This window comes from Succinivibrio dextrinosolvens (genome assembly GCF_900116345.1).
Classification (GTDB): Bacteria; Pseudomonadota; Gammaproteobacteria; order Enterobacterales; family Succinivibrionaceae; genus Succinivibrio; species Succinivibrio dextrinosolvens_B.
The window spans coordinates 1-22,889 of sequence record NZ_FPAH01000029.1; the positions used below are offsets into that span (position 1 = coordinate 1).

Consider the following 22,889-nt stretch of genomic DNA (forward strand, 5'->3'; position numbering starts at 1 on the left):
AAATAATCATGCAGGAATTTTTGTTGTACTTTCTGATGCGATTTCCGATGGTCAAACAGCTTATTTTGCTTACAAAGACAGAGAATGCGTTGAAGACTGTTTTAAAGATTTAAAGGTAAAGATGAACTGCAACCGCTTTGGTGTTTCTACAGAGCAGTCTCTTACAGGAAAGTGTTTTATCGAATTTATTGCTCTGTCTATAAGAATGCTTATGCAGTACAGAATTCATAACTGTAAATACAATGGAAAAAATCCACCACATAATTCCTTTAAGAAAATTATTGACGAATTAAATGGAATTCAGGAAATAGAATTTACCTCAGGATTTATTGCAGTGAAGCCTGTATCAAAAGTTCAGCAGGAGTGTCTGAAGTTATTTAGAGCAAAGACTCCATCTGACAGATATGACAATGAACTTGCCTATGCGAACAGATTAAAGAAGGCTCGTAAACCACATTAGAAACGAATTACTTGGACAAGATTGTTGTGTAGGTACAACTCAATGCAAAACGCAGGTCAAGGAGTTAAGGGCTTTGGTGGAGGTGGAGGGAGTTGAACCCTCGTCCCAAAAGACTGCATCTTCGGCGCTACATGTTTAGGCAATCATTAATCTCGATACCCGCTGCGGACCGCCACGCCACAAAGTACCCAGTCTGTATAATCTTTAATGCTTCAACCACAGACGGGGCATCCACACGATCTAGTGAAGAACCGACCCCAGTAAGACTAAGTGTCACTAGAAAGACTTAGAACTGAGGGCATTCAGCAGGTTATTAAGCTGCGATTGCGTAGGTTTCGTCGTTTGCGACTATATTTAAACGAATTTTTAACGAGCTTTCGCTACTCGACATGCTCCTAGGAATTCATACTTCCGGTCGAAACCAAAAATACACCCCCTAGACGTGAACAGAAAGAGTATACAACATATTAAGAATTCATTTCTATTGTAATGAGAAAATTTCATCAGCAAAAAGGCTAGATACAGACTGATTTTCCGCAACAGAATGGCTTATATTTGGGCAAAAACAAATATTTTTCCAAAAACGAATTTTTTTATGCTGTTTTGTTATAATGTGCACATTTTCAGATATTGCCTATTGCATACAAATTAATAATGTAATTAGAGCAGTATGAAAAAGGTCTTTAACTTCAATCTAAAAAACAGCAATGCTGATAAAACAGCTTTAGGATTTTATTTTTTATGAAAACAGCAAATCCTCTTGTTCCAGCTTTTATAACCTGTATGCGTGAAGGTTACAACTTCAAACTCTTCCGCTCTGATGTGATTGCAGGTTTAACAGTTGCCATTGTTGCACTTCCACTTGCAATGGCTATGGCTGTAGCTTCCGGAGCATCTCCTGATAAAGGTTTGGTTACCGCAGTAGTAGCCGGATTCTTCATTTCTTTCCTAGGTGGATCCAGAGTCCAGATTGGCGGACCTACAGGAGCATTTGTAGTTGTTATCTTTGATATTATCCAGAGATTCGGATTCAACGGACTGATTCTGGCCTCAATTATGGCAGGTCTGATTCTGATAATTGCAGGTTATGCCCGTTTAGGAAAGCTCATTAAATACATTCCTTACCCTGTAATCACTGGTTTCACCACTGGTATTGCTGTAATTATTGCTTCAAGTCAGGTTAAAGACTTCTTAGGTTTACAGGTAGACTCTGTACCAGCTGATTTCATTAATAAATGGTATGTATACCTTTCAAATCTGGATAAGGTTACTTATTCAGCTTTAGCAATGGGTGCACTTGGTCTTGCAACCATTATTATCTGTAAAAAGATTTCTCCAAAGATTCCTTCATATCTTGTATCTATTCTTCTGATTTCTGCCCTAGCCTATGGTTTCTCAATGGATATTGAGACAATCGGCACTAGATTCCCAAGCCTGCCAACAGGTCTGCCAACTCCTGTATGGCCAGAGTTTTCATTAGAACAGATTAGAGCCCTGGTTCCATCTGCATTCACTATTGCCTTCCTTGCCGGTATCGAGGCACTTCTTTCAGCTGTTGTTGCTGATGGTCTGATCGGTCATAAGCACTCTCTGAATCAGGAACTGGTTGGTCAGGGTGTAGCAAACATCGCCTCAGGTATCTTTGGCGGTATCCCAGCAACCGGAGCTATTGCAAGAACTGCAACCAACATTAAAGCAGGTGGTAGAACTCCTGTTGCAGGTATCTTCCACGCAATATTCCTGCTTGTATTCCTTTACACAGCAATGGATATTCTGGCCTTCATTCCAATGGCTGCATTAGCAGCTGTTCTGTTCATGGTTTCATGGGGAATGTCCGATCTTAAGCACTTCACACAGATTGCAAAAATCAGCCCATCAGACAGAACAATTCTGTTCTTAACCTTTGCGCTTACCGTAATGGTTGACCTGACTGTTGCTATCGGTGTTGGTGTTACCTTCGCATCACTGCTGTTCATGAGACATATGTCCCGTTCAGTTGAAATCAGAAAGCAGCACTGCAAATCTGAGTATGAAACTCACGACGGTGAAGATCCATCAGACGATGAAATAGATATCCCTGACGACGTTACCGTTCTACAGATCAACGGTCCATTATTCTACGGTTTCGCATCAGAGTTCTGCGACAGATTAAAGGCACTAGAGCAGTTGCCAAGAATTCTGATTCTGCGTATGAGATTCATGCCTTATCTGGATGCTTCAGGTGAGAACTCAATTGAAGAGATCCTGAACATCTGTAGACAGCACAAGACCTTTGTGATCTTCTCTGCAGTAAGACCTCAGCCTCGTAAGATTCTAGAGCGAGCAGGATTGCATAAGAAGCTTGACGGCGCAATTGCTGCTGATTTTGATGAGGCCTTAAAGATGGCTAAGAACCTTCTTAAGGATGAAGACTTCATCATGAAGCACATCGATCCAACAAAAGCTTAATTTGAGATTATCTGAGAAGGCCTGAAGTAAAATTCAGGCCTTTTTTTTGAAAAAAAATAAGGAAGGAAAAGAAACGAGACAGAAAAACTATTTGAAGTTCTTCTTCATGATGCGCTCTTTATCACGAGCCCACTGTCTGTCTTTAATAGAGTCACGTTTATCGTGTTCCTGCTTACCACGGGCAAGACCGATTTCAAGCTTGGCCCACTGATTCTTCCAGTACAGCTTTAGAGGAATGATGGTATAGCCCTGTCTCTGAACAGAACCTGCCAGCTTATCAATTTCTCTTCTGGATAAAAGCAGTTTACGGGTGCGGGTAGGATCACTAACCACAAAAGCACAGCTGGTCTTTAAAGGATTGATCACAGAACCAAACAGTACAACCTCTCCACCTTTAACATTTACATATGCTTCAGAGATATTGCACTTACCCGCTCTTAGGGATTTTACTTCCCATCCCTGAAGAGATAATCCAGCTTCATATCTGTCTTCAATAAAATATTCAAAGGAAGCTCTGCGATTCACGGCAACTACATTATTCTGCTGTTTTACTTTCTTTGCCACTTATATTGCTCCACTATTTTCTTAATCTGAAAAATTATATCCCACAACCGATACAAAACAAAAACATTCTCTGAAAAAAACACTCATCTCTGTAAAAAACACAGTTCGTCTGTTCACAGTGAAGAATATTTTTTTCATGAACCTCATCTCAGTTTTATAAAAAAATATAGATACAGTTTTTTCACTACACGTTTTTATATATTATACTATCATGTATAGAAGGAATTTTCTCTCCTAAATCTATTTTCTGATGCGGTATGCGAGGTGGTGGCTATGACTGATCATATAAAATTTGGAACAACCCAACAGCCAATTGAGCCAATTAAAGTTCCTGATCAGGGAGGAAAAACCGAAAGATTTGAAGATGCAGGCTCGATTCCACCAGAGCTTTCCAAGGCAAAGGCATCACCATTTCAGGCTATAAAGCGCTTCTTCAGCAGCATTGTTCAGGGAATAATCTACCTCGGTGAAAAAATTGGCAATGTCTTCAGTTCTGCCAAAAAAGGAGAGGATCATGCTTCTCGTCTTAGCGAAATCAAAAATAGCAACGGATCCATTTCAGCTGAAGCAATCAATAACGGAACAGTCAAAGTTCAGAGCTCAGAAGCAAAAATGTTCAACAATAGTCTCGCAGAAGCTGTAACAAATTCTAAATGGGAACAAATTCCACAGGAATATTTAGATGTAATCAAATCCACAGATGAAAAATATCAAAAAATAAACTCTTTTTACGAGCCGATTCAAAAATCAGGTTCTCAGACAGGAAGTCAGGTCGGTTATGGTGTATTTGACACCTGTGATGCTGCCGAGGATAAAGTTTCTGTGAAAGAATTCTCAGAGGTAGTGAATAGAAGAGCCTTATTAACAATGTTAAGGATGGATCATGAACTTACCAACGATATTATCAGTTTAAGTGAAAACAGACTATCAGGCGTTAAAGCAAAAAGTTATATCACTAAAGCCTTTCTCCAGTTGGACGAAATGGCTAAGAAAGGAGATGCTGAAGCCATCAAACTCCTTAATGTCTATGACAATGTGAACACAAAAGAAGACTACGACAACCTAAAGACAGCATTAAAAAACTTTATGAAGCCAAAACTTGAATTACAGGAACAGATAGATCAGGCTCGTAAGGATTTAATTGCAGAGCTTGATAATAAGATTAAATCGAATTTTTCACTTCGAGTTAACACGGATAGTATTAAGAAAAAAATAGAGGAAAAGATGGATGCTGTGACGACACAGGATAAGATAAATGAACAGAAAAAAGCCGTATCAGTGTTAATAGATAAATTTATTGAAGATAGAAAGGGGCTACTAGATGAGATTGATTCCTTAACCACTGATGAGAAAATTAAACAGATTAGATATACAACCGTTCTACGGGATGAAAAACCGCTTAAACAGGGAGAAATGACAAAACTTCAGAAGATTGTGGACGAGATTAGTAATGATAAGACCGTTCAGGATGCTATAAAGCTTGCAACCAGCAAAAAAACACCTGATAGTAAAAAGGCTTATGACACAATCATGGCTTTAACCTCTAAAATATTAAAAAATGTAGCCAAACTGAACCTAAGTATGGACGGTACAGACGGACAGAGCAGCAATACAGCCTTTGTTCTTCATGGATTAATAGAGAAAAGGCAAGAGTTAAGAGGGTTATCTAAATTCATGAATACCATAATAAATGAAAATGGAAAACATGATGGCAAGATAACCAAGGCAAACATTAGCGATGCACCTGAAAAGAGACAGGGCGGCATAGCATTCACAATTGCATTTAGTGCGCTGGCAGAATAATAAAAAGTTCATCACACAAATAGAACATAAGGATAATATATGAATGCAGATGAATTGATTAACAAGCTGGGAGATGCCATAGGCATTGAACTTTCCTTTAATGCTGAAGGCACCTGCAGTGTTATTTTTGACAAAGATGAGGTTGTTTTCGAAAAAAATGAGAATATGATTTTTATCATCGGAACTGTCCAGACAGACCTGAAAAAAGATCTAGAACTGTACAGAACTCTTCTAACCTCAAATTATATGGGTATTCATACAGGATTCTGCACCTTAAGTATCGATGATAAAAGAAATGAACTGCTTCTTCATCGGCTGATTGAAGAGAATACGGGATTTGATGCATTCGAGAAGAGTCTGGTCCTTTTCATCAAGGCCCTGCGCTACTGGAAGAAGTGGATCAGTGAAGAAAATGAAAATAGACCATCGACATTTGATAACACTGAAGTTTCAAATCTTGATCTGCTAAAGACCGGTGTTATCAGGATTTAAACTCAAATTACCTTTTCTGATTGTACAAGCAAAGAATTAGAGCCTGAAGTACCGGTTCCAGGCAAAGGAGGAAACAGTAAGGATCTATTCTTTTCTTTGTGAAATACTGATTAAATTCTTTCAAGAAAGTTCACAAAAAATCATTTCACCTTAATGTTAATTAAATACACTCAAAATCAATTCTGTACACTAAAATTTCACTTTATACATCAATGCTATATAGACATAACATTTATAGGTATAAAGAGCTTTATAGCAATTTACTCATTCAAGATATAAGTTAACATGATCACAAAAATATCAATTTACAAAAAACGAAACTGTCAGTTTTTGTGCAAATACATAAATCTTTGACCGACTTTTGATTTTTTTTAATCATTACTCTATAGAATCACGAAAGTTTTCAGCTTTATGAAGACAGGAAAAAACAGTTTTCTGTTGAAAATTGAATAATAGAAAGTACAGCCAAAGCTAGTCTATAAGCCATTTTTGGGCTAAACTACGTCATTCAAAAAATTATAATAAAAGGGAATATATATGCTAATTGCAGAGTTTATTTTCATGCTTATGATGCTATACATCGGAAGCCGCTACGGTGGTATCGGTCTGGGTGTAGTATCAGGAATTGGTATCTTAATTGAGGTATTTATTTTAAGAATGCCTCCTGCAGGTGCTCCTGTAGATGTTATGCTGATCATTATTGCAGTAGTCAGCTGTGCTGCAATTCTTGAGGCAGCAGGCGGTCTGAAATACATGCTTCAGATTGCAGAAAAGATCCTGCGTAAGAATCCAAAGAGAATTACTTTCCTAGGACCACTGGTTACCTTCTCCTTAAGTATCATGCTAGGTACCGGCCACGCTGTTTATTCAATCATGCCAATTATTGGCGATATTGCTCTTAAGAACAAAATCAGACCAGAGCGTCCAATGGCTGCAGCATCTGTAGCATCACAGCTTGCTCTAACCGGTTCTCCTATTGCAGCTGTTGTTGCCTGCTATCTGGGTAAAGACGTACTTCAGCTTCCAGGTCTTGAGGATTTAAACCTGCTTCACATTCTTGCAGTTACCTTCCCTGCAACCCTTTTAGGTACCATCGCCATGTCAATCTACTCTAACTTCAGAGGTCGTGAGCTTGAGGATGACAAGGAATATCAGAGAAGATTACAGGATCCTGCATACAGAGATCAGATTCTGAACACCACAAAAACCACTCTGAACGAGGAACTGCCTTTCGGTGCCAAGCTATCTGTAGGGATCTTCCTGCTGTCTCTGGTTCTTATTGTACTTATCGCTATCTTCCCAGAGGTAAGAACCATCGGTGAAGGTGCCCGTCCTATTTCAATGGGCGTAATCATTCAGATGATGATGTTAGGCTTCGGTGCTATTATTCTGATTACAACCAAGACTCCTGTTAACAAGATTCCAAACGGTGTTGTATTCAAGTCAGGAATGGTTGCATGTATTGCAATCTTTGGTATCGCCTGGATGTCAAACACCTACTTTGCCTATGCTATGCCTGAGTTCAAGGCAGCAATTACCGGCATGGTAAATGATGCACCTTGGACCTTTGCTCTAGCATTATTCGCTGTATCTGTAGTTGTTAACTCACAGGCTGCTACAGCAAAGATTATGCTTCCAGTTGCTATCGCCATCGGTCTTCCAGGCCCTGTGCTGATCGGTCTGATGCCAGCAACCTATGCATACTTCTTTATTCCAAACTATCCATCAGATATTGCAACCGTTAACTTTGACGTTACCGGAACCACCAAGATCGGCAAGTGGTATTTCAACCACTCCTTCATGGTTCCAGGTTTAATCGGTGTGATTGTAGCCTGCTCTGTAGGTCTGTCTTTAGCAAAAGTTGTAATCTAAAAAACAGTCTGTTTTTTCTGAAAACCACCATTCAATGGTGGTTTTCTCATTTTTATGCCCTAAAAAACATGCTATAACTCCAATTCTTCCAAAAAAGTCCCCATGGATCTCCGATTTATTACATACAATTATTATGTGAGGTTTTATCTATATTTTTTATAAATAGATCTGAACATTATCATTTTTTTGTATCTGTCTTAACAAAGTATCTGATACTGATAGTGCTCAGGATAAGCTATTACCTTTAAGCGTTTAAGAGAGATTGGGTATGGAACAGTCTGAAACAGAGAACAGTCAGAACGAAAATACACAAGACAGTGCTCAGCTACAGGAATTTGAAAACGCATCTCAGGATATTCCTCCTGTATTAACCTCTGATAACTACTACGCTTCAGAGCGCAGTTTCGACGAAACCGAAGGTGCTCCAGAAGGTTATGAGCAGAACTCCTATTACGAGCCACAGGCACCTCAGGAACAGACCTCAACAGAAACCTATGAGGAAGCCGAGCCTCAGACTCAAGACAATACCCAGCAGGAAGTTCAGGAGGATGAAGATGATGAGGAAGAGGATTCAGTTGACCTCAACATCGAGAATTTCAGTTATAAGTCTGCTCCTTTCTTCAAGTCTCTGTTAACTTTTAAATTTGGTGATATTTCTATTGCCCAGCGAATCATATTCTCCTTTGCTGTGGCAATTATCATATTTGCAGTAGGTTCCATTAATATTATTTCCAGCATGAATGAATATGTGCTGCAGAAAAACTGTACCGAGCGATTAAGTATGAGCCTCAACAAGGTTAATTCATCGCTTATAAGTCTCACCCATCCTGATGATGATCCTCAGTCACTTACAAAAGCACAGGCCTCAGTCAGACAGCTTGAGGCAATTCTGAACGCACCAGAATACCAGGGCTTTATTCAGAATAATGAAACTGCAGGCAAGATTCATAAGGAAATCACAGCCTTCTGCAAAAACACTACGCAGATTCTAGATCAGGACTTAACTCCAAAAGAGCTGCTGCAGCAGGCTGAACAGGCTTCAGCTATAATTGACAGCTTTGAAGAGGCAAATCGCGAAGGTCTGTTAGATAAGGGAGCATACAAAAAAGTTTTATATACCCTGTATGCAGTACTGATTATTACCATTCTTGTATCAGTAATACAGTCCATCTTCCTGGCAAAATCTCTTAACAGTGAGGTTCGCCATGTATGGAAGTCCCTGCAGAAACTGGCCTCCGGTGACTTCAGACGTGACCATGACGAAAAGAGGATCAGAAAAAATGAAATCGGCAACATTGATCTGCTGGTTAATGCCGTAACCAAATCCATGCAGAAAACCATCGGCAAGCTGAACTCCGATTTTAACAAGATGCTGGAGATGGTAAACAGCAACTCTCAGATGCTGGAAAGTACCGCCGATGCTATCGCCACTCAGAAATCAAGAGCAAGCTCCGTTGCCAGCGCAACCTCAAATATGGAAAACTCCATTGAAAAAGTAACAGAGTTTGCCCGTTCCACCCTGTCAGAGGTACAGACTGCAGAAACAGCATCTGATACCTGTCGTGTTACCATGCAGGATAACATTACCACAACCCATTCTCTTTCAGATAAGCTTAAAGCAACCTCCATTGCTATTGAAAACATCAACAAAATGGGTTCCCAGATCGACTCCATTGTTAAAACCATTGCCGCCATTGCAGATCAGACCAACCTTCTGGCACTGAATGCAACCATTGAAGCAGCTCGAAGCGGTGAACACGGCAAAGGCTTTGCCGTGGTGGCAAATGAAGTTCGAGATCTGGCATTCAAGACCGCAAAATCCACCAAGGAAGTAACAGACACCATCACCAGACTGAACGAGGCGGTTGAAATGTGTGTAACCGTGGTTGCATCCTGTGAAGAGGAAATGAACAACTCGGTACATCAGAGCTCAAGAGCAAACAGTGCCATCGAAGAGATTATGGGAATTATCGCAACCATCACCGATATGTCTGAACAGATCGTGGACTCCTGTACCGAACAGACCGGCATCGCAGGTGAGGTAAACTCCCAGATTGAAAACATCAATACTGTAACCGAAGAGTGTTTTGATCATATCCAGGAGACCAAGCAGGCCGTGCAGAAGATCCGCAAGATGGCGAAGAATCAGGTTAAGAATCTATCGGTATTCACAATCAACGAAGAGTAACCTTGGAAGTTTATTTGAGACAGAGTTTTTCAACAGAATAACCTCTGTCCTTTGAAATATAACTTCCTGTACGCTTTGTCCTTTCCTACCCCCATAAGTATCTTAATTGAGTTATTTATATAAGGAGACTAATTCCGATGAAATTTAACTGTAAAAAGAAACTTATCTCTGCTGTTCTGGCAGGTACATTAGCTATCGGAGCAACACAGGTATATGCCGCAGATGCGGACAGAGAAAGCATTGTTCAGGTTGCTCTGCTGCAGTCACTGGCCCAGGGATATTTTGGAGGAACCATTACCTCCGGAGAGCTAAGAACCATGGGTGATACCGGAATTGGCACCTTTGAAGGACTCAACGGAGAAATGATTGTTTTAGACGGAAAGGTCTATCAGGCATTAGGTGACGGCACGGTTTTCGTAGCCCCAGACAAAACTGTTATTCCATATGCTACCGTAACCTTCTTTGATCCGGATATTCCAGTCAAGCTAACTGACATAAAGAATAAGAAAGATTTTGAGAATGCATTGAATTCAGAAGTACAGAAGGCCGGAGCCAACAGTTTCTACATGGTAAAACTTGCAGCAGAATTTGACTCTGTTCTGTTCCGCAGTGAATATGGAAGCGAGGAGCCTTATCCTACACTTGTGGAAGCATTAAAAGGGAAACAGACTGAATTTACAGAAAAGAATATCAAGGGCACTCTGGTTGGACTTTACTGTCCTAGCTATATGGGAGAACTTAACTCTGTCGGCTGGCATTTCCATTTTATATCCGATGATAAAAAGAAAGGAGGACATATTCTGGATCTGTCAATTAAGGAAGGAACAGCCTATCTGGACAAGACAGACAAGTTCACTATGATTCTGCATAATGACAAGAAGTTCCACGATATCAATCTGGCTAAGGACATGGCAGAGGATATCAGAAGTGCGGAGCAGGACACAAAAGGCAAAATGAAGAAGTAACATCCATTATTCATTTACATTTTTGATTTGTCTATCATGAGATTATGCCAGCTGAAAAGTTGGCATAATTCTTTCATACTCCAGTAAAAAGGCAATTTTTTGCCACACAAAACAAAACTGGAGAGAAAAAAATGTCAGCCTTTTACATCAATACCAATCTTACAGCTCTTGCTGCACAGCGAGCAGTAAGCAGAGCTACCAATAAAATTGACACCGCCTATAATCATTTATCCAGCGGACTTAAGATTAATTCTGCAAAGGATGATCCTGCCGGTGTTCAAACTTCTGACAGACTTACTCTGCAGATCAATTCTCTGAGTATGACCAATAGAAATGCTCAGGATGCCATCTCCTACGCTCAGACCGCAGAAGGTGCGATTGAAGAAATCACCACCATGCTCCAGAGAATCAGAACTCTGGCAGTTCAGTCTGCCAACGGTGTTTACTCTCAGGATAACCGTAGAGCCCTTCAGGACGAAGTTGATCAGCTGAATGCAGAAATAGGACGTATTGCCCGTGATACCACCTTCGGTGGACAGGATCTGCTTTCTGGAAATGCCTCTATTGTAAGATTCCAGATCTCCCCTGCTCCAGGTTCTATTATTGAGATTGATCTGGCAACTGGATTTGATGTACCAAATCTTGCAAAAATGGCAGCAAAACTTACCGGCAGTGACGAATTTGAACTTCCTCCAGATGCAGGGGTCACCCCATCAAAATACAACTTTGTGGATATCTTTAATTACTCTGTAAACGGAGGTGGTATTGATATCCGTACTCAGTCCCAGGCACAGATTGTACTGGCCGGTATTGATTATCTGATTACAGCAGTTGACTCAAAACGTTCAGAACTGGGTGCAGTTCAGAACCGTCTTGAGGCAACCATTAGAAACCAGGATAACGTAAAAGAGAATGTTTCTGACTCCCGTGCACGAATTCGTGATTCCGACTATGCAGAAGAAGTCTCCAACATGGTTTCAGAACAGATGAAGCAGCAGGGCTCTATTTCAATTCTGACCCAGGCAAATCAGAAACCTCAGATTGCACTGCAAATGCTTCAGGAAAGCTACTAATTACTCCTTATGTTTGTTTTGTGTGATTCCTTCGTTACTACGAAGGAATTTTTTTGTCTTTGCGCTCTGAATTCCGCTTCTATACAAAACATCTCCTAATCAACTGTTACCTCAATTTTTTGAACTCTGCAAAGATAATCTCATCATGTACATGTGAAATATGCTTTTCATGTTACAATGAGCCGTTGTACATACATTGAGGAATATAAATGGCTCAGTTCATTTACACTATGAATAGGGTGGGAAAGATTGTTCCACCAAAGAGACAGATTCTAAAGGATATCTCCCTGTCCTTTTTCCCAGGTGCCAAGATTGGTGTGCTGGGTTTAAACGGTGCCGGTAAATCCACACTTATCAAGATTATGGCAGGTGTTGATACTGACATTGAGGGTGAGGCAAGACCACAACCAGGTATCAAGATTGGTTATCTGCCACAGGAGCCTGTGCTTGATCCTGAGAAGACCGTAAAAGAAGTTATTGAAGAGTCATTTGCAGAAGTCTATGCAGCATTAAAGCGCTTAGACGAGGTATATGCCGAATATGCAGATGAGAATGCCGACTTTGATGCCCTGGCCAAGGAGCAGGCAAAGCTTGAGGCAATTATTGATGCTCATGACGGACACAATCTTGAGGTGCAGATTGATAAGGCGGCTGATGCTTTAAGATTACCTCCATCAGACAGAAAGATTAAGGTTTTATCAGGTGGTGAGAGACGCCGTGTAGCTTTATGCCGTCTGCTTTTAGAAAAGCCTGATATGCTGCTTTTAGACGAGCCTACCAACCATCTTGATGCTGAATCAATCGACTGGCTCGAGCAGTTCCTGCACCAGTACCCAGGTACAGTGGTTGCAGTTACCCACGACAGATACTTCCTTGACAATGTAGCAGGCTGGATCCTGGAACTTGACCGTGGTGAGGGTATTCCATGGGAAGGAAACTATTCAAGCTGGCTTGATCAGAAGGATAAGAGACTTCAGATTGAAGAAAGCACCGAGTCTGCAAGACGTCGTTCCATCGAGCGAGAGCTGGAGTGGGTTCGTCAGGGTGCCAAGGGCCGTCATGCAAAATCCAAGGCTCGTCTGCAGCGCTTTGAAGAACTGTCTTCAGTTGAGTACCAGAGCAGAAATGAAACCAACGAGCTTTACATTCCACCAGGGCCACGTTTAGGCGAGACCGTGCTTGAGGTAAACAACCTGTCAAAGGCCTATGACGATCAGGTGCTGATTGATGATCTGTCCTTCAGCATTCCTAAGGGTGCAATTGTTGGTATCATCGGACCTAACGGTGCTGGTAAGTCTACTCTGTTCAGAATGATCACCGGTATTGAGAAGCCAGATTCAGGTTCTATCAAGCTGGGTGATACTGTAGTTACCGCTTATGTTGAGCAGTTCCGCGACCAGATGAAGAACGAGAATACCGTCTTTGAAGAAATCTCACAGGGCTCAGACATTCTTAAGGTAGGTAACTACGAGATTCCATCAAGAGCCTATATCGGAAGATTCAACTTCAGAGGAACCGATCAGCAGAAGCGTGTTGGCGATCTGTCAGGTGGTGAAAGAGGCCGTCTGCAGCTGGCAAAACTGCTTCAGGTTGGCGGAAATCTGCTGCTTCTGGACGAGCCTACCAATGATCTTGACGTGGAAACACTGCGTGCACTTGAGAACGCCTTATTAGAATTCCCTGGCTCTGCTATGGTTATTTCCCACGACCGCTGGTTCCTCGATCGTATCGCCACCCACATTCTGGATTACGGTGATGAGGGCAAGGTAAGATTCTTTGAAGGCAACTACACTGAGTATGAGGCCTGGAAGAAGGCAAATCTTGGTGAAGAAGCCCAGCCTCACAGACTTAAGTTCAAGAAGGTTACCAAGTAACAACAGTCTGAATTTTGATGCTACCCATTCTTTGAAGTTCTAGTTACATTTCAAAAATAAATTTTAGGAAGTCCTGAAAAAATAAGGGACTTCCTTTATTTTTTGTGTTATTATAGTTACATATTCTTATGTAACTATATAGGTGCAATTATGGCTGTGGTTGATGCTCCTGAACTTCCTCCTCTACTGTTCAACAGAAACGGTAAATACACTTACGTCTGCTCTTATGAGAATGCCTGGGACTCTGAACGACATATGTCTGTCAGAGTTAAGGGAAAGACCTATACAGTAGGTAAGATTATTGGCGGTGAACTGACCGGGACTATCGAATGGACTGAGGATTTTTTGAATCAGTATCCAATCCTTGAGACCTTAAAGACAACCAGAGTTGTAGATAAGCTAAAATCAAAAGGTAAACTTACTCGCTATAAACTTGAATTTTCACAGGCTGATGATATGGATGAAAATTCTCTGTTCATAAGAAAGGCTACCTCTCTTAAGGTTCTTCATGCAGGAGCAACCTGGCTTTTAGACCAGGTGGTTGCATCAACACCTCTGTCAAAAGCGCTGGGCAGAGCCTTTGACAAGTATTACGGAGCTAAGAAGCTTCTGTCTCTGGCTTATTTCAAAACTATAGAGCCTGATAAGGGAATGTACCTTTATGAGGACTTTGCTTCCTGTACCAGACTGCCATATCACAGACCTCTTGGTATAAGCAGCATCACCAGATTTCTACAGCACATTGACCAGGACAGAATAGATGTTTTTCTCAGAAAGCTGAATGAGTGCTGTATTGAGGAAGAGGATAAGAATAAGGAAAATGTCTACTATGCTCTGGACTCAACATCTATCTCAACCTGCTCTGACAACCTTGATTTCGCAGAATGGGGACACAACAAAGATGGAGACCAGCTAAAGCAGATAAACATCGTAATGCTGGTAAATCAGCAGACAGGATGTCCTCTGTATTACAGACATTATGCTGGCTCTACACCAGATGTCTCTACCTTTAACCATCTGCTCAAGGAATATGCAAGGATGGGCTTAAACCGCAGAGCTATTCTGGTTGCAGACAAGGGCTATGGCTCAGTTAAGAATATCCATAAGCTCTATCAGGATAATCAGAGCTTTATCCTCAATATGAAGCTCTCCTTCGGCATCTGTAAGAATCTGATTGCAAAGAATCTGTCCTATCTGCTTGATGACTGCAGCTATAATCGAAAACTTGGACAGAATGTTCTGACCGAAGAGATTGACTGGAGCTATCCTGGTAACTTCAACAAGGATTCTGCAAGATGTAAGCGAGAGAAAGGCAGAATGTTTATTCATATCTACCTCGACCATGAAATCAGAAATGATGCTGAAGATAAATTCCGTGCAAGAGTAGCTGAGCTTCTGGATAAGCAGAAGTCAGAAACTGAGGCTCTTACTCAGGAGGAAAAGGACTTCCTTTCAACCTATGTTACTGAAGACTCAAATGGCAGAAAGGTAATCAACAATACCCAAAAATTCGAATACATGCTGTGTAAAGGTATCAGAGTTCTACTGTCTGACTTTATAAGTGATCCGGTTGAAGCATCACGTGCCTATACAGAACGTAACGAGGTTGAGGAGAGTTTCCGAAAGCTCAAGGATTTCACTGGTGCAAGACGATTACACGTATCCGCATCAAAAACTCTTTCAGGAAAAATCTTTGTGCACTTCCTGTCCTGCAGTATTCTCTGCATGTTAAGACATCGTATTCATACAGCTGAAGCTAAAGGCATCAAGCTTCCATTTGACTCTGTACCAAAGATGCTGGCATCGTTGTCAAATATTACTCAGACAATATTCCCTGATGGTGGTTACTTCTCTGAGATAGTTGGAAAGAAGAAAGAATTACTTGAAGGACTGGAAATACCTTTCCCTGAGTCAGAGATGGATATCGAGTATGAAGAAGATATTGCTGCGGAAGCAGAATAAAATCTAGATTAAAAACATAACAAAATCCCCAGCCTAGGCTGAGGATTTATTGCATTTCCCATAGTTACACAAAAATGTGCAAAGAATGGGATGCTAAAAAACCGACAGCACTTATCATGCTGTCGGTTTTTACTTTTCAGATGAGATGAATTTTAGAAATCGTAATTATCAACATTGTCTTTAGTAACTATCAGAGGCTCATCAAAAATCAGTGTATTACCATCAAACCTTGGAGCCCCGAATTCTGACAGAGAAAAACCCGGTTTAATCTCATCTTTTCTTCCATCTATTACCATCTTAGCCAGAATGGTCTGGACTCTTGCGGCCTGAGCAGGATCCCACAGTAGAATTTCCTGGACGTAATCCTCTTTGAGGTAGTCTTTTACATCTAAAGGTGTCGTAACGCCAACCACGGTGATTGTATCCTTCAGGTTCTTTGACTTCAGGGAATGACCTATACCAGGAGCTCCTTCTGAGCCTAAAGCAATAATACCCACCAGATCAGGGTGCTTCTTAATAAGAGATATAGCGGTCTTACCTGATACACCTCTATTCTCAGAAATCGGGAAGATCTCTATCAGTTCAAGGTGTGGATATTTATCCTTCTGATGTTTTATTGCAGCCTGAGCCCACACATTATGAGAAGGAACAGATAAAGATCCTACGTATATGGCATATTTGCCCTTTTTAGCTTTGGATAATTTAACAAATTCATCCATAAGCAGTATACCGAACTTATCATTATCAATAAGCTCAACATCAAAATCAGCATTAACCTGATTTGGAGACTCATGGGTAATCACAGTGATGCCATTCTTTTTTGCAGCCTGAAATACCTTCTCTAAAGACTTGGCATCATTAGGAACAACCAGAAGAGCATTTACACTGTCTTTTATAAAGTCATAAGAAATCTCAGCCTGCTTTCTGTGACTTGCCACCGTCGGAGCCATATATTCTGCCTTTACCCCATTCTCTTCAGCGCCAAGCATAATTCCTGCTTTATGACGCGCAAACCATGGAGTACTTATCTTACCGACACCGGCAAAGGTCAGTTCATCCGCTGAGGCCTCAGTAAAGGCAACAGAGGAACATAGAGTCAGACCTACAGCCAAAGCACTCAACAGAGTCTTAATTCGCATCTTGATGATCTCCAACACAACCTTGTTATATGCTACTTTTAAGCATAGGTTATAAACAGAATATCGCTATTCCATAAAGCTGAATACGATCTACATTTACGAGCGTTATCTCAAAATATTTTCCTGTTTCTCCATATCTGTCTATATCACTACATAAGAAAAGATACTAAATAATTTCATTTTTAATCCATAAGGAATTTCATATTTTCTAAGTTAAAATAAGATTTTTATGTTACAATAGATGTTCAATATACTATTCACCAGTCTATATTCATATCAAAGTTACAGTCTCAAGACTGTTTTTTATTGCCTTTTTTATACCTGTGCAAAAACAGTAAATAACCATCAGGAGGTAAAGTTTGAGGAGAAAATATATATCTATAGCAATGGCTTATGTGGGAATTGTGGTTGGAGCAGGACTTTCCTCAGGACAGGATATTCTGCAGTACTTTTTAAGCTATGGTACTCTGGGTATCGTAGGAGTAATTCTCTTGGCAATTCTTCACATTATATTTGGTAAAATTATCATTACTATAGGTTGCTATTTCAGATCCTCAAACCATCAGGAGGTTCTTGAGAAAATCACTCATCCGATTATTAACAGGCTGATTGACTATTCGCTTATCATATCCTGTTTTATCGTGGGCTTTGTGATGTTTGCCGGTGCCGGCTCCAATCTGAGTCAGCAGTTTCATCTGCCTTTCTGGGTGGGAACTTTTGTCTGTGCAGTCCTGACCATTGTGGTAGCCTTTCTGGATTTTCAGAAGATTACTCAGGTGCTGGGTATCTTTACGCCTATTATCATTGTGATGATTCTGATTGTCTGTGGTTATACCTTCATAGGTAAATTCTACGATTTTAAAGCTCTGGATACTGTTGCTGCCACAATCGAATCTCCTATGCCTAACGTATGGATGGCGGTAGTCAACTATTATGCACTATGTGCCATTTCTGCTGTATCCATGGCCTTCGTACTTGGAGGTTCAGTGCTCAGAATCGGTATAGCCGAAAAGGGGGGCCTATTAGGAGGTGCGATTATCGGCTTTATCATTAGTGCAGCAGCAATTACCATCTTTGCAAATATTGATACAGTAAAAGATGCAGATATTCCAATGCTTGAGATCGTAAAGCATATTCATCCTATTTTTGCCTTTGTTTATGCACTGACTATATTTGCACTGATCTTTAATACCGCCTTCTCACTGTTCTATGCCTTTGCCAAAAGATTTGCCGGCAGAAATGAGAAAAAGCTTAAAGCAATTCTGATTGTAAGTGTAGTGCTAGGCTTTGGCTTAAGCTTCTGCGGTTTTAAGACGCTGGTATCCATCATGTATCCAATTCTGGGATATATAGGCATGCTGCTTCTTACTGTACTGGGAATTACCTGGATTAAAGAGAAGAAGAAAATACTTACTGAAAAGCTGATCCGCAGAAAGATGATACATCTTGCGGTCAAAAAGTATGATGACGATCTGTACTATTCCTTAATAGATCGGGAAACCTTTAACCGTCTTGGCGAGAGATCGGTGATTGAAACAGAAGAAATTAAATCAGAGATCAGAGACTTTGTAAAAAAAATCGGCCCCGAGAATATTCCACTTCCGGAGCCTAGTATTAGTTAAAAAGGCTAAGCAAAAACCTTCTTCAGATGAGCTTCATATCCAGAAATGAACTCATCTAACTTTGGATTTTTAATCACATCATTGCAGATGTAGGTAGGAAGGCCTTTCATACCTACAAACTGCATTGCCTTGTGCAGATGGAAATAAACCAGATCTACCCCCTTTTCCTCAAAGAACTCCCCTTTCTCAGTGAAAGCCTCGATAGGTGCATTCCAGGTTACGGAAAACATGTAGGACTTGTCTTTTAGAAGACCACCGGTTCCGTAGCCGTGAGCAGGATCGGTACGATGTCTGCCGTCTGAGGTTAAAAAGTTTCCACCACCCTCGGTAAAGACTTCATCAATATACTTCTTTACAATCCATGGCTCTCCCATCCACCAGGCAGGCATCTGCCAGATTACAGCATCAGCCCACAGAAAATTCTCCACCTGCTCAGAAGGTACATAACCCTTGTCTATTTCACACTCACGGACCTCTTTTCCTAAAGAGAGCAGAGTCTTTTTTGCGGTCTCATGCAGAGTTGAATTCAGCTGAGCTTTTGAACTACCGAAAACCTTAGCCCCATTTAAAAGTAAAATATTCTTCATATAAAAATCCTTTTCCAACTACAGGCATCCCTTCAGAATGTTCAGCAGATCCTCTCTCTCAAGAGGTCTGATAGCATCCTTGAAATCACCAAACCAGATCTTGCGAACGTGATCTGCCATCTCCTCAAAATGGGTATCATCAATGCCTACCTCGGAGAGTTTTGATGGCAGTCCGATCTTCTTGAAGAACTCAGCAGTTAAATCAATAGCCTTGCTGGCATTGGTCATTACATCGTCCTTTGGATTGAGACCGAATACATTTACACCGTAATTTGCAAAGCGAGGTGCAGTCTTCTCATTCAGGCTGTATCTCATCCATACAGGAGTCAGAATAGCCAGACCTACACCGTGGGTAATGTCGTAGAAGGCAGAAATCTCATGTTCAAGTCCATGGCATACCCAAGGAGAACCTTCACGGCCGATGCTTAAAAGACCGCAGCAGCCAAAGGAGCTTGCCATCATCAGCTCTGCACGGGCCTCATAATTATCAGGCTCGGCAATAGCGATAGGAGCATTCTTGATTACAGTTCGGAGCATAGCCTCACAGATACCGTCAGTTAAGGTATTGCCCTGATTTACAATATATGACTCAAAGGTGTGGGACATGATATCTGCAGCACCAGCAGCAGTCTGATTGGCAGGAACACTGAAGGTATAGGTAGGATCACAGATGGAGGCTACCGGCCACAGGTTACCGAAGATAGGCATCTTCTCATGAGTTTCCTCATTGGTGATAACACCAGAATTGTCGTACTCAGAACCGGTTGCAGACAGAGTCAGCACTGAGAATAAAGGCAGAGCTTTTCCAACCTTTGATGAATCTAAGACCAGATCCCATGGATCACCGTCGTAGAAAGCACCAGCTGCAATATTCTTTGAAGCATCCAGAACACTGCCGCCACCTACAGCTAAAATGAAATCAACCTTTTCCTTTTTGGCAATCTCAACACCTTTTCTGATAGAGGTGATTCTTGGATTAGGTTCGATTCCGCTTAACTCAAAAATCTCAGCTCCCTTGTAAAGAGCCTTAATCTTATCGTAGATTCCGCTGCGCTTGATACTGCCGCCGCCATAGGTTAAGAGAATCTTAGAGCCATATGATTTAGTGATTTCAGGAAGCTCATCGATACGTCCCTTACCAAAAACCAGACGGGTTGGAAGATATAGATCAAAATCAAACATGTTAACTCCTATATTAAGCACGTGTTGGCAGCACAAACCTGTATCAATCAGAGCTTAGCTGAAAGGAAACTCTGCCAGAAAGTCTACAAAAAAACGGAAAGACAGCTCCCGGAGATTAAGGGAATTAAGTTACGAACAAAAAAGATATTCTGAACTTATCCTCTGACTCAGAGTTAAGCATCAGTCTTTTTATCATAACCATTAGCCTAAAACAATTCTGATATCCGAATTGCCTTTTTGACATTAACTTTAAAAAGAATAATGACAAAATTCACAGAATCAGATTATTCGGTTAGAAAGAGCAGCAGAAGAACATCTCTAGATTACAGAAACACACTCATTTTTCGAAGACAAGTAATTAAAGAAAATAAATGTAATTTTCTGTTTTACCGAGTCAGGAAGAAGCCCCCTGCTGCTGAAAAACATTCATCAATAAAAGAGCTCTGTAGCACTTAAGAGCACTTCTTTTGACACCGAATAAGTACATCTAGAATAGAGTTTAATGTTGAAAATTGGAAGTACATACATTTTTGTAGACTAATAACAAAATAGTGTATTTTATTGATAGTTAAGGATATTATTTATTTAGTTTCAATAATTATTATCAACTGGATAGTTTTAATCATAAGTAAAACTAGAATTAAAAGTAGCAAAACGTTATACTTCACTTTAAGAGAATAAAGCATAAATATGGGATTTTATGACTACTGCTACTGATAAGAAAAACACAAAAAACTTCCTTTATAAAGGAAAGAAATACCTGTGCACACTTGAGCTGGCTATGGATGTGATCGGGGGAAAATGGAAAACTCTGCTGATTTTTCACCTTCGAAACGGAGCCATGCGCTCTTCTGCCCTGCAGCACTCTCTTACCGGCATCTCCAACAAGATGTTCACCCAGAGTGTACGTGAGCTTGAAGCCGACGGTATCGTCAGACGTGAAATCTTTCCTGTAATTCCGCCAAAGGTTGAATACTCACTTACAGAAAAAGGACAGGAGCTGATCCCGATCATGGAGAATCTTGCCAAGTGGGGAATCTCCATCTGTGATGCAAAGAACAAAGGAAAACTTGAAAGCTGTGGCGAAGACCTCGAAGAGAGTACCAGTCAGAGCAAAGAATAGACAGTGCAACATCCAGAATCACTCAAAAGCCTGAAGTTTTAGGCTTGATTGATCCAAACTCAGGCTTTTTTTAGATATCTGAAAAGATAATAGGCGGCAGGCTTGGCACTGGCCTTGGTTATGGCGTATCCTGCCTTCTGGGCAGAACGCAGAGCCTTAACGTTTGAGAAAGGAGCCAGAGTTGAAAGACCGTTTACCCTGCCCTGATCGTAGCATTCTGCAGAATATTTACGCAGTCTTCCGGCAATTCCCTGATTCTGATATGCAGGATCAACGCCTACATAAAGTTCGTGAAGAATATTCTCTTTTATCTCCGCAGGTTCAAACATAAAAAGATCGTAAGCTACGAGTTCCCCCTGCCGGTTCACGGCAACACTGATAAGCTCTGAAGCTTTAAGACGGTACAGCTTTAAAAGCCAGTCTAAAAAAGGACGGGAATAAAGACAGTTATGCAAAGCTACAATCTTCTTCAGATCACCGCGCTCACCCCTTCTAAAGAGCAGCTCATCCTCGTTTTTTACCAGATCAGCTCTAAGATTTCTGGCTTTAATAAAATTCTGAATAATTATTTTTAAATGTGTAAACGATTCTGTTACTTCGTGAAGAATTTGCATTTTTTTCCTGTATAGACTTCGCATAATTGCAAAATAACAAATAAAGAAAAACTGAAAAAGAATTATATTCTAATTATGTGAAAATTTGTTGTTCTGAAATTTGTTATCAAAACGGAGCATATATGAAACTTATAATAAAAGCAGCGCTACTTGGACTGACGATATTTTCTGCTAACGTTTTCGCATCCGAACAGAAGATTCTGAAGGTCGGAATCGAAGACTCCATTGCTCCATTTGAATTCAGAGAAAAAGGCTCTACAGAGGTAATCGGTTTTGATGTTGATATCATCAAAGCTATCGCTAAAGAACAGGGCTTTAAGGTTGAGATCGCCAATATGCCTTTTGATGCCCTGCTGCCATCTGTTTTAACCGAACAGGTGGATGTGGCTATCTCAAGTTATTCCATCACCGAGGAGCGAGCTCAGATCGTAAAGCTCGAGCCTTACTATGACTCAGGACTTGGTGTTCTGGTCCGTACCGATCTGCTCAAGAGTATTCACAGCAGCTATGATCTTCAGGGAAGAACCATATGTGCAAAAAGCAGCACTACCGGCTCTTATTTTGCAGAGAATATAAAAAACGCCAAAACCAAGAATTATCTGACAGAAATCGAAGCCTTTATAGCAATTGATAAGGGAGAGTGCGACGTGGTCATTATCGACAAGCCTGTGCTTGAATACTACCACGTAAGAAGCCATGACGATAAGACCGCAGTCTTAAAGGACAAACTAACCTTTGAACAGTACGGCATTGTCACCTCAAAGAATAAAACAGAAATCTCCGACAATATTGCCGAAGGTCTTAAGAAGATCAGAAAGAACGGCGTCTATGATCAGATTTATCGTAAATGGTTCGATAACGTCTCCAACAAATAGTTACTTTTGACAAAAAAAAACATTTTAAGCCTTAGTTCTGCACTAA

The 22,889-nt window shown here is 40.8% G+C and carries 18 protein-coding genes and 1 other RNA gene; 13 read left to right on the forward strand and 6 right to left on the reverse strand.

Going from position 1 to position 22,889, the window contains the following annotated elements; genetic code table 11:
* Nucleotides 1-460 (forward strand): hypothetical protein (locus tag BM308_RS13355; RefSeq protein ID WP_218152551.1); only part of this gene is annotated, 460 nt, incomplete at its 5' end.
* A gap of 74 nt (nt 461-534) precedes the next feature.
* Here the strand turns inward: BM308_RS13355 and ssrA are convergent.
* Nucleotides 535-897, reverse strand: a transfer-messenger RNA (tmRNA) gene (gene ssrA, locus BM308_RS09090).
* A 304-nt stretch (nt 898-1,201) separates the two neighbouring features.
* On the opposite strand from ssrA, the gene BM308_RS09095 reads away from it, so the two are divergent.
* On the forward strand, nt 1,202-2,908 hold the full coding sequence (locus BM308_RS09095; RefSeq protein WP_074944665.1) for a SulP family inorganic anion transporter: 1,707 nt from the start codon (nt 1,202-1,204) through the stop codon (nt 2,906-2,908).
* 87 nt (nt 2,909-2,995) lie between these two features.
* Here BM308_RS09095 and smpB read toward each other — a convergent pair whose 3' ends face one another.
* Nucleotides 2,996-3,472, reverse strand: a complete 477-nt coding sequence (gene smpB, locus BM308_RS09100; RefSeq protein ID WP_031490755.1) for an SsrA-binding protein SmpB — start codon at nt 3,470-3,472, stop codon at nt 2,996-2,998.
* Nucleotides 3,473-3,745: 273 nt separating this feature from the next.
* On the opposite strand from smpB, the gene BM308_RS09105 reads away from it, so the two are divergent.
* The 8 genes from BM308_RS09105 (at nt 3,746) to BM308_RS09140 (ending at nt 15,701) form a co-directional block, all read left to right on the forward strand.
* A complete protein-coding gene (locus BM308_RS09105) occupies nt 3,746-5,275 on the forward strand; it encodes a hypothetical protein (RefSeq protein ID WP_074944667.1) in 1,530 nt (509 codons plus the stop codon).
* A gap of 39 nt (nt 5,276-5,314) precedes the next feature.
* A complete protein-coding gene (locus BM308_RS09110) occupies nt 5,315-5,767 on the forward strand; it encodes a type III secretion system chaperone (protein WP_074944669.1) in 453 nt (150 codons plus the stop codon).
* Nucleotides 5,768-6,304: 537 nt separating this feature from the next.
* The gene (locus BM308_RS09115; protein WP_074944671.1) at nt 6,305-7,639 is read left to right on the forward strand and encodes an anaerobic C4-dicarboxylate transporter; all 1,335 of its coding nucleotides are present in this window, start codon (nt 6,305-6,307) and stop codon (nt 7,637-7,639) included.
* Between the two features lie 268 nt (nt 7,640-7,907).
* Nucleotides 7,908-9,827: a methyl-accepting chemotaxis protein gene (locus BM308_RS09120; protein ID WP_074944672.1), complete on the forward strand. Its 1,920-nt coding sequence runs from the start codon at nt 7,908-7,910 to the stop codon at nt 9,825-9,827.
* 137 nt (nt 9,828-9,964) lie between these two features.
* The gene (gene budA / locus BM308_RS09125; RefSeq protein ID WP_074944674.1) at nt 9,965-10,792 is read left to right on the forward strand and encodes an acetolactate decarboxylase; all 828 of its coding nucleotides are present in this window, start codon (nt 9,965-9,967) and stop codon (nt 10,790-10,792) included.
* A 131-nt stretch (nt 10,793-10,923) separates the two neighbouring features.
* Nucleotides 10,924-11,865 carry a flagellin N-terminal helical domain-containing protein gene (locus tag BM308_RS09130; RefSeq protein WP_074944675.1) on the forward strand — a complete coding sequence of 314 codons (942 nt, stop codon included), beginning with the start codon at nt 10,924-10,926 and terminating at the stop codon, nt 11,863-11,865.
* A 209-nt stretch (nt 11,866-12,074) separates the two neighbouring features.
* Nucleotides 12,075-13,739 carry an energy-dependent translational throttle protein EttA gene (gene ettA / locus BM308_RS09135; protein WP_074944677.1) on the forward strand — a complete coding sequence of 555 codons (1,665 nt, stop codon included), beginning with the start codon at nt 12,075-12,077 and terminating at the stop codon, nt 13,737-13,739.
* A 150-nt stretch (nt 13,740-13,889) separates the two neighbouring features.
* On the forward strand, nt 13,890-15,701 hold the full coding sequence (locus BM308_RS09140; protein ID WP_074944678.1) for an IS1634 family transposase: 1,812 nt from the start codon (nt 13,890-13,892) through the stop codon (nt 15,699-15,701).
* Between the two features lie 152 nt (nt 15,702-15,853).
* Here BM308_RS09140 and BM308_RS09145 read toward each other — a convergent pair whose 3' ends face one another.
* Complete coding sequence (locus BM308_RS09145; RefSeq protein WP_083425525.1) at nt 15,854-16,840, reverse strand: substrate-binding domain-containing protein; 987 nt, start codon at nt 16,838-16,840, stop codon at nt 15,854-15,856.
* A 359-nt stretch (nt 16,841-17,199) separates the two neighbouring features.
* Between BM308_RS09145 and BM308_RS09150 the strand changes: the two genes are divergently transcribed.
* Nucleotides 17,200-18,462, forward strand: a complete 1,263-nt coding sequence (locus BM308_RS09150) for a YkvI family membrane protein (protein WP_074944680.1) — start codon at nt 17,200-17,202, stop codon at nt 18,460-18,462.
* 5 nt (nt 18,463-18,467) lie between these two features.
* Here BM308_RS09150 and BM308_RS09155 read toward each other — a convergent pair whose 3' ends face one another.
* Both BM308_RS09155 and BM308_RS09160 read right to left on the reverse strand, forming a co-directional pair.
* On the reverse strand, nt 18,468-19,049 hold the full coding sequence (locus BM308_RS09155) for an NAD(P)H-dependent oxidoreductase (RefSeq protein WP_074944681.1): 582 nt from the start codon (nt 19,047-19,049) through the stop codon (nt 18,468-18,470).
* 18 nt (nt 19,050-19,067) lie between these two features.
* Nucleotides 19,068-20,231, reverse strand: a complete 1,164-nt coding sequence (locus BM308_RS09160) for an iron-containing alcohol dehydrogenase (RefSeq protein ID WP_074944683.1) — start codon at nt 20,229-20,231, stop codon at nt 19,068-19,070.
* A 700-nt stretch (nt 20,232-20,931) separates the two neighbouring features.
* Between BM308_RS09160 and BM308_RS09165 the strand changes: the two genes are divergently transcribed.
* Complete coding sequence (locus tag BM308_RS09165; protein WP_074944684.1) at nt 20,932-21,354, forward strand: winged helix-turn-helix transcriptional regulator; 423 nt, start codon at nt 20,932-20,934, stop codon at nt 21,352-21,354.
* A 59-nt stretch (nt 21,355-21,413) separates the two neighbouring features.
* Here BM308_RS09165 and BM308_RS09170 read toward each other — a convergent pair whose 3' ends face one another.
* The gene (locus BM308_RS09170; RefSeq protein WP_074944686.1) at nt 21,414-21,968 is read right to left on the reverse strand and encodes a GNAT family N-acetyltransferase; all 555 of its coding nucleotides are present in this window, start codon (nt 21,966-21,968) and stop codon (nt 21,414-21,416) included.
* Nucleotides 21,969-22,090: 122 nt separating this feature from the next.
* Here BM308_RS09170 and BM308_RS09175 point away from each other — a divergent pair, with 122 nt between their 5' ends.
* A complete protein-coding gene (locus BM308_RS09175; protein ID WP_074944688.1) occupies nt 22,091-22,843 on the forward strand; it encodes a transporter substrate-binding domain-containing protein in 753 nt (250 codons plus the stop codon).
* Nucleotides 22,844-22,889: the final 46 nt, after the last annotated feature.

Excerpts from the sequence above, each read along its gene's own strand:
- budA (WP_074944674.1), top strand. The coding sequence starts at position 9,965 with ATGAAATTTAACTGTAAAAAGAAACTTATCTCTGCTGTTCTGGCAGGT.
- BM308_RS09110 (WP_074944669.1), top strand. The coding sequence starts at position 5,315 with ATGAATGCAGATGAATTGATTAACAAGCTGGGAGATGCCATAGGCATT.
- BM308_RS09160 (WP_074944683.1), bottom strand. The coding sequence starts at position 20,231 with ATGTTTGATTTTGATCTATATCTTCCAACCCGTCTGGTTTTTGGTAAG.
- BM308_RS09145 (WP_083425525.1), bottom strand. The coding sequence starts at position 16,840 with ATGCGAATTAAGACTCTGTTGAGTGCTTTGGCTGTAGGTCTGACTCTA.
- BM308_RS09165 (WP_074944684.1), top strand. The coding sequence starts at position 20,932 with ATGACTACTGCTACTGATAAGAAAAACACAAAAAACTTCCTTTATAAA.
- BM308_RS09095 (WP_074944665.1), top strand. The coding sequence starts at position 1,202 with ATGAAAACAGCAAATCCTCTTGTTCCAGCTTTTATAACCTGTATGCGT.
- BM308_RS09155 (WP_074944681.1), bottom strand. The coding sequence starts at position 19,049 with ATGAAGAATATTTTACTTTTAAATGGGGCTAAGGTTTTCGGTAGTTCA.
- BM308_RS09170 (WP_074944686.1), bottom strand. The coding sequence starts at position 21,968 with ATGCAAATTCTTCACGAAGTAACAGAATCGTTTACACATTTAAAAATA.
- BM308_RS09140 (WP_074944678.1), top strand. The coding sequence starts at position 13,890 with ATGGCTGTGGTTGATGCTCCTGAACTTCCTCCTCTACTGTTCAACAGA.
- BM308_RS09105 (WP_074944667.1), top strand. The coding sequence starts at position 3,746 with ATGACTGATCATATAAAATTTGGAACAACCCAACAGCCAATTGAGCCA.
- BM308_RS09130 (WP_074944675.1), top strand. The coding sequence starts at position 10,924 with ATGTCAGCCTTTTACATCAATACCAATCTTACAGCTCTTGCTGCACAG.
- BM308_RS09175 (WP_074944688.1), top strand. The coding sequence starts at position 22,091 with ATGAAACTTATAATAAAAGCAGCGCTACTTGGACTGACGATATTTTCT.
- BM308_RS09115 (WP_074944671.1), top strand. The coding sequence starts at position 6,305 with ATGCTAATTGCAGAGTTTATTTTCATGCTTATGATGCTATACATCGGA.
- BM308_RS09120 (WP_074944672.1), top strand. The coding sequence starts at position 7,908 with ATGGAACAGTCTGAAACAGAGAACAGTCAGAACGAAAATACACAAGAC.
- ettA (WP_074944677.1), top strand. The coding sequence starts at position 12,075 with ATGGCTCAGTTCATTTACACTATGAATAGGGTGGGAAAGATTGTTCCA.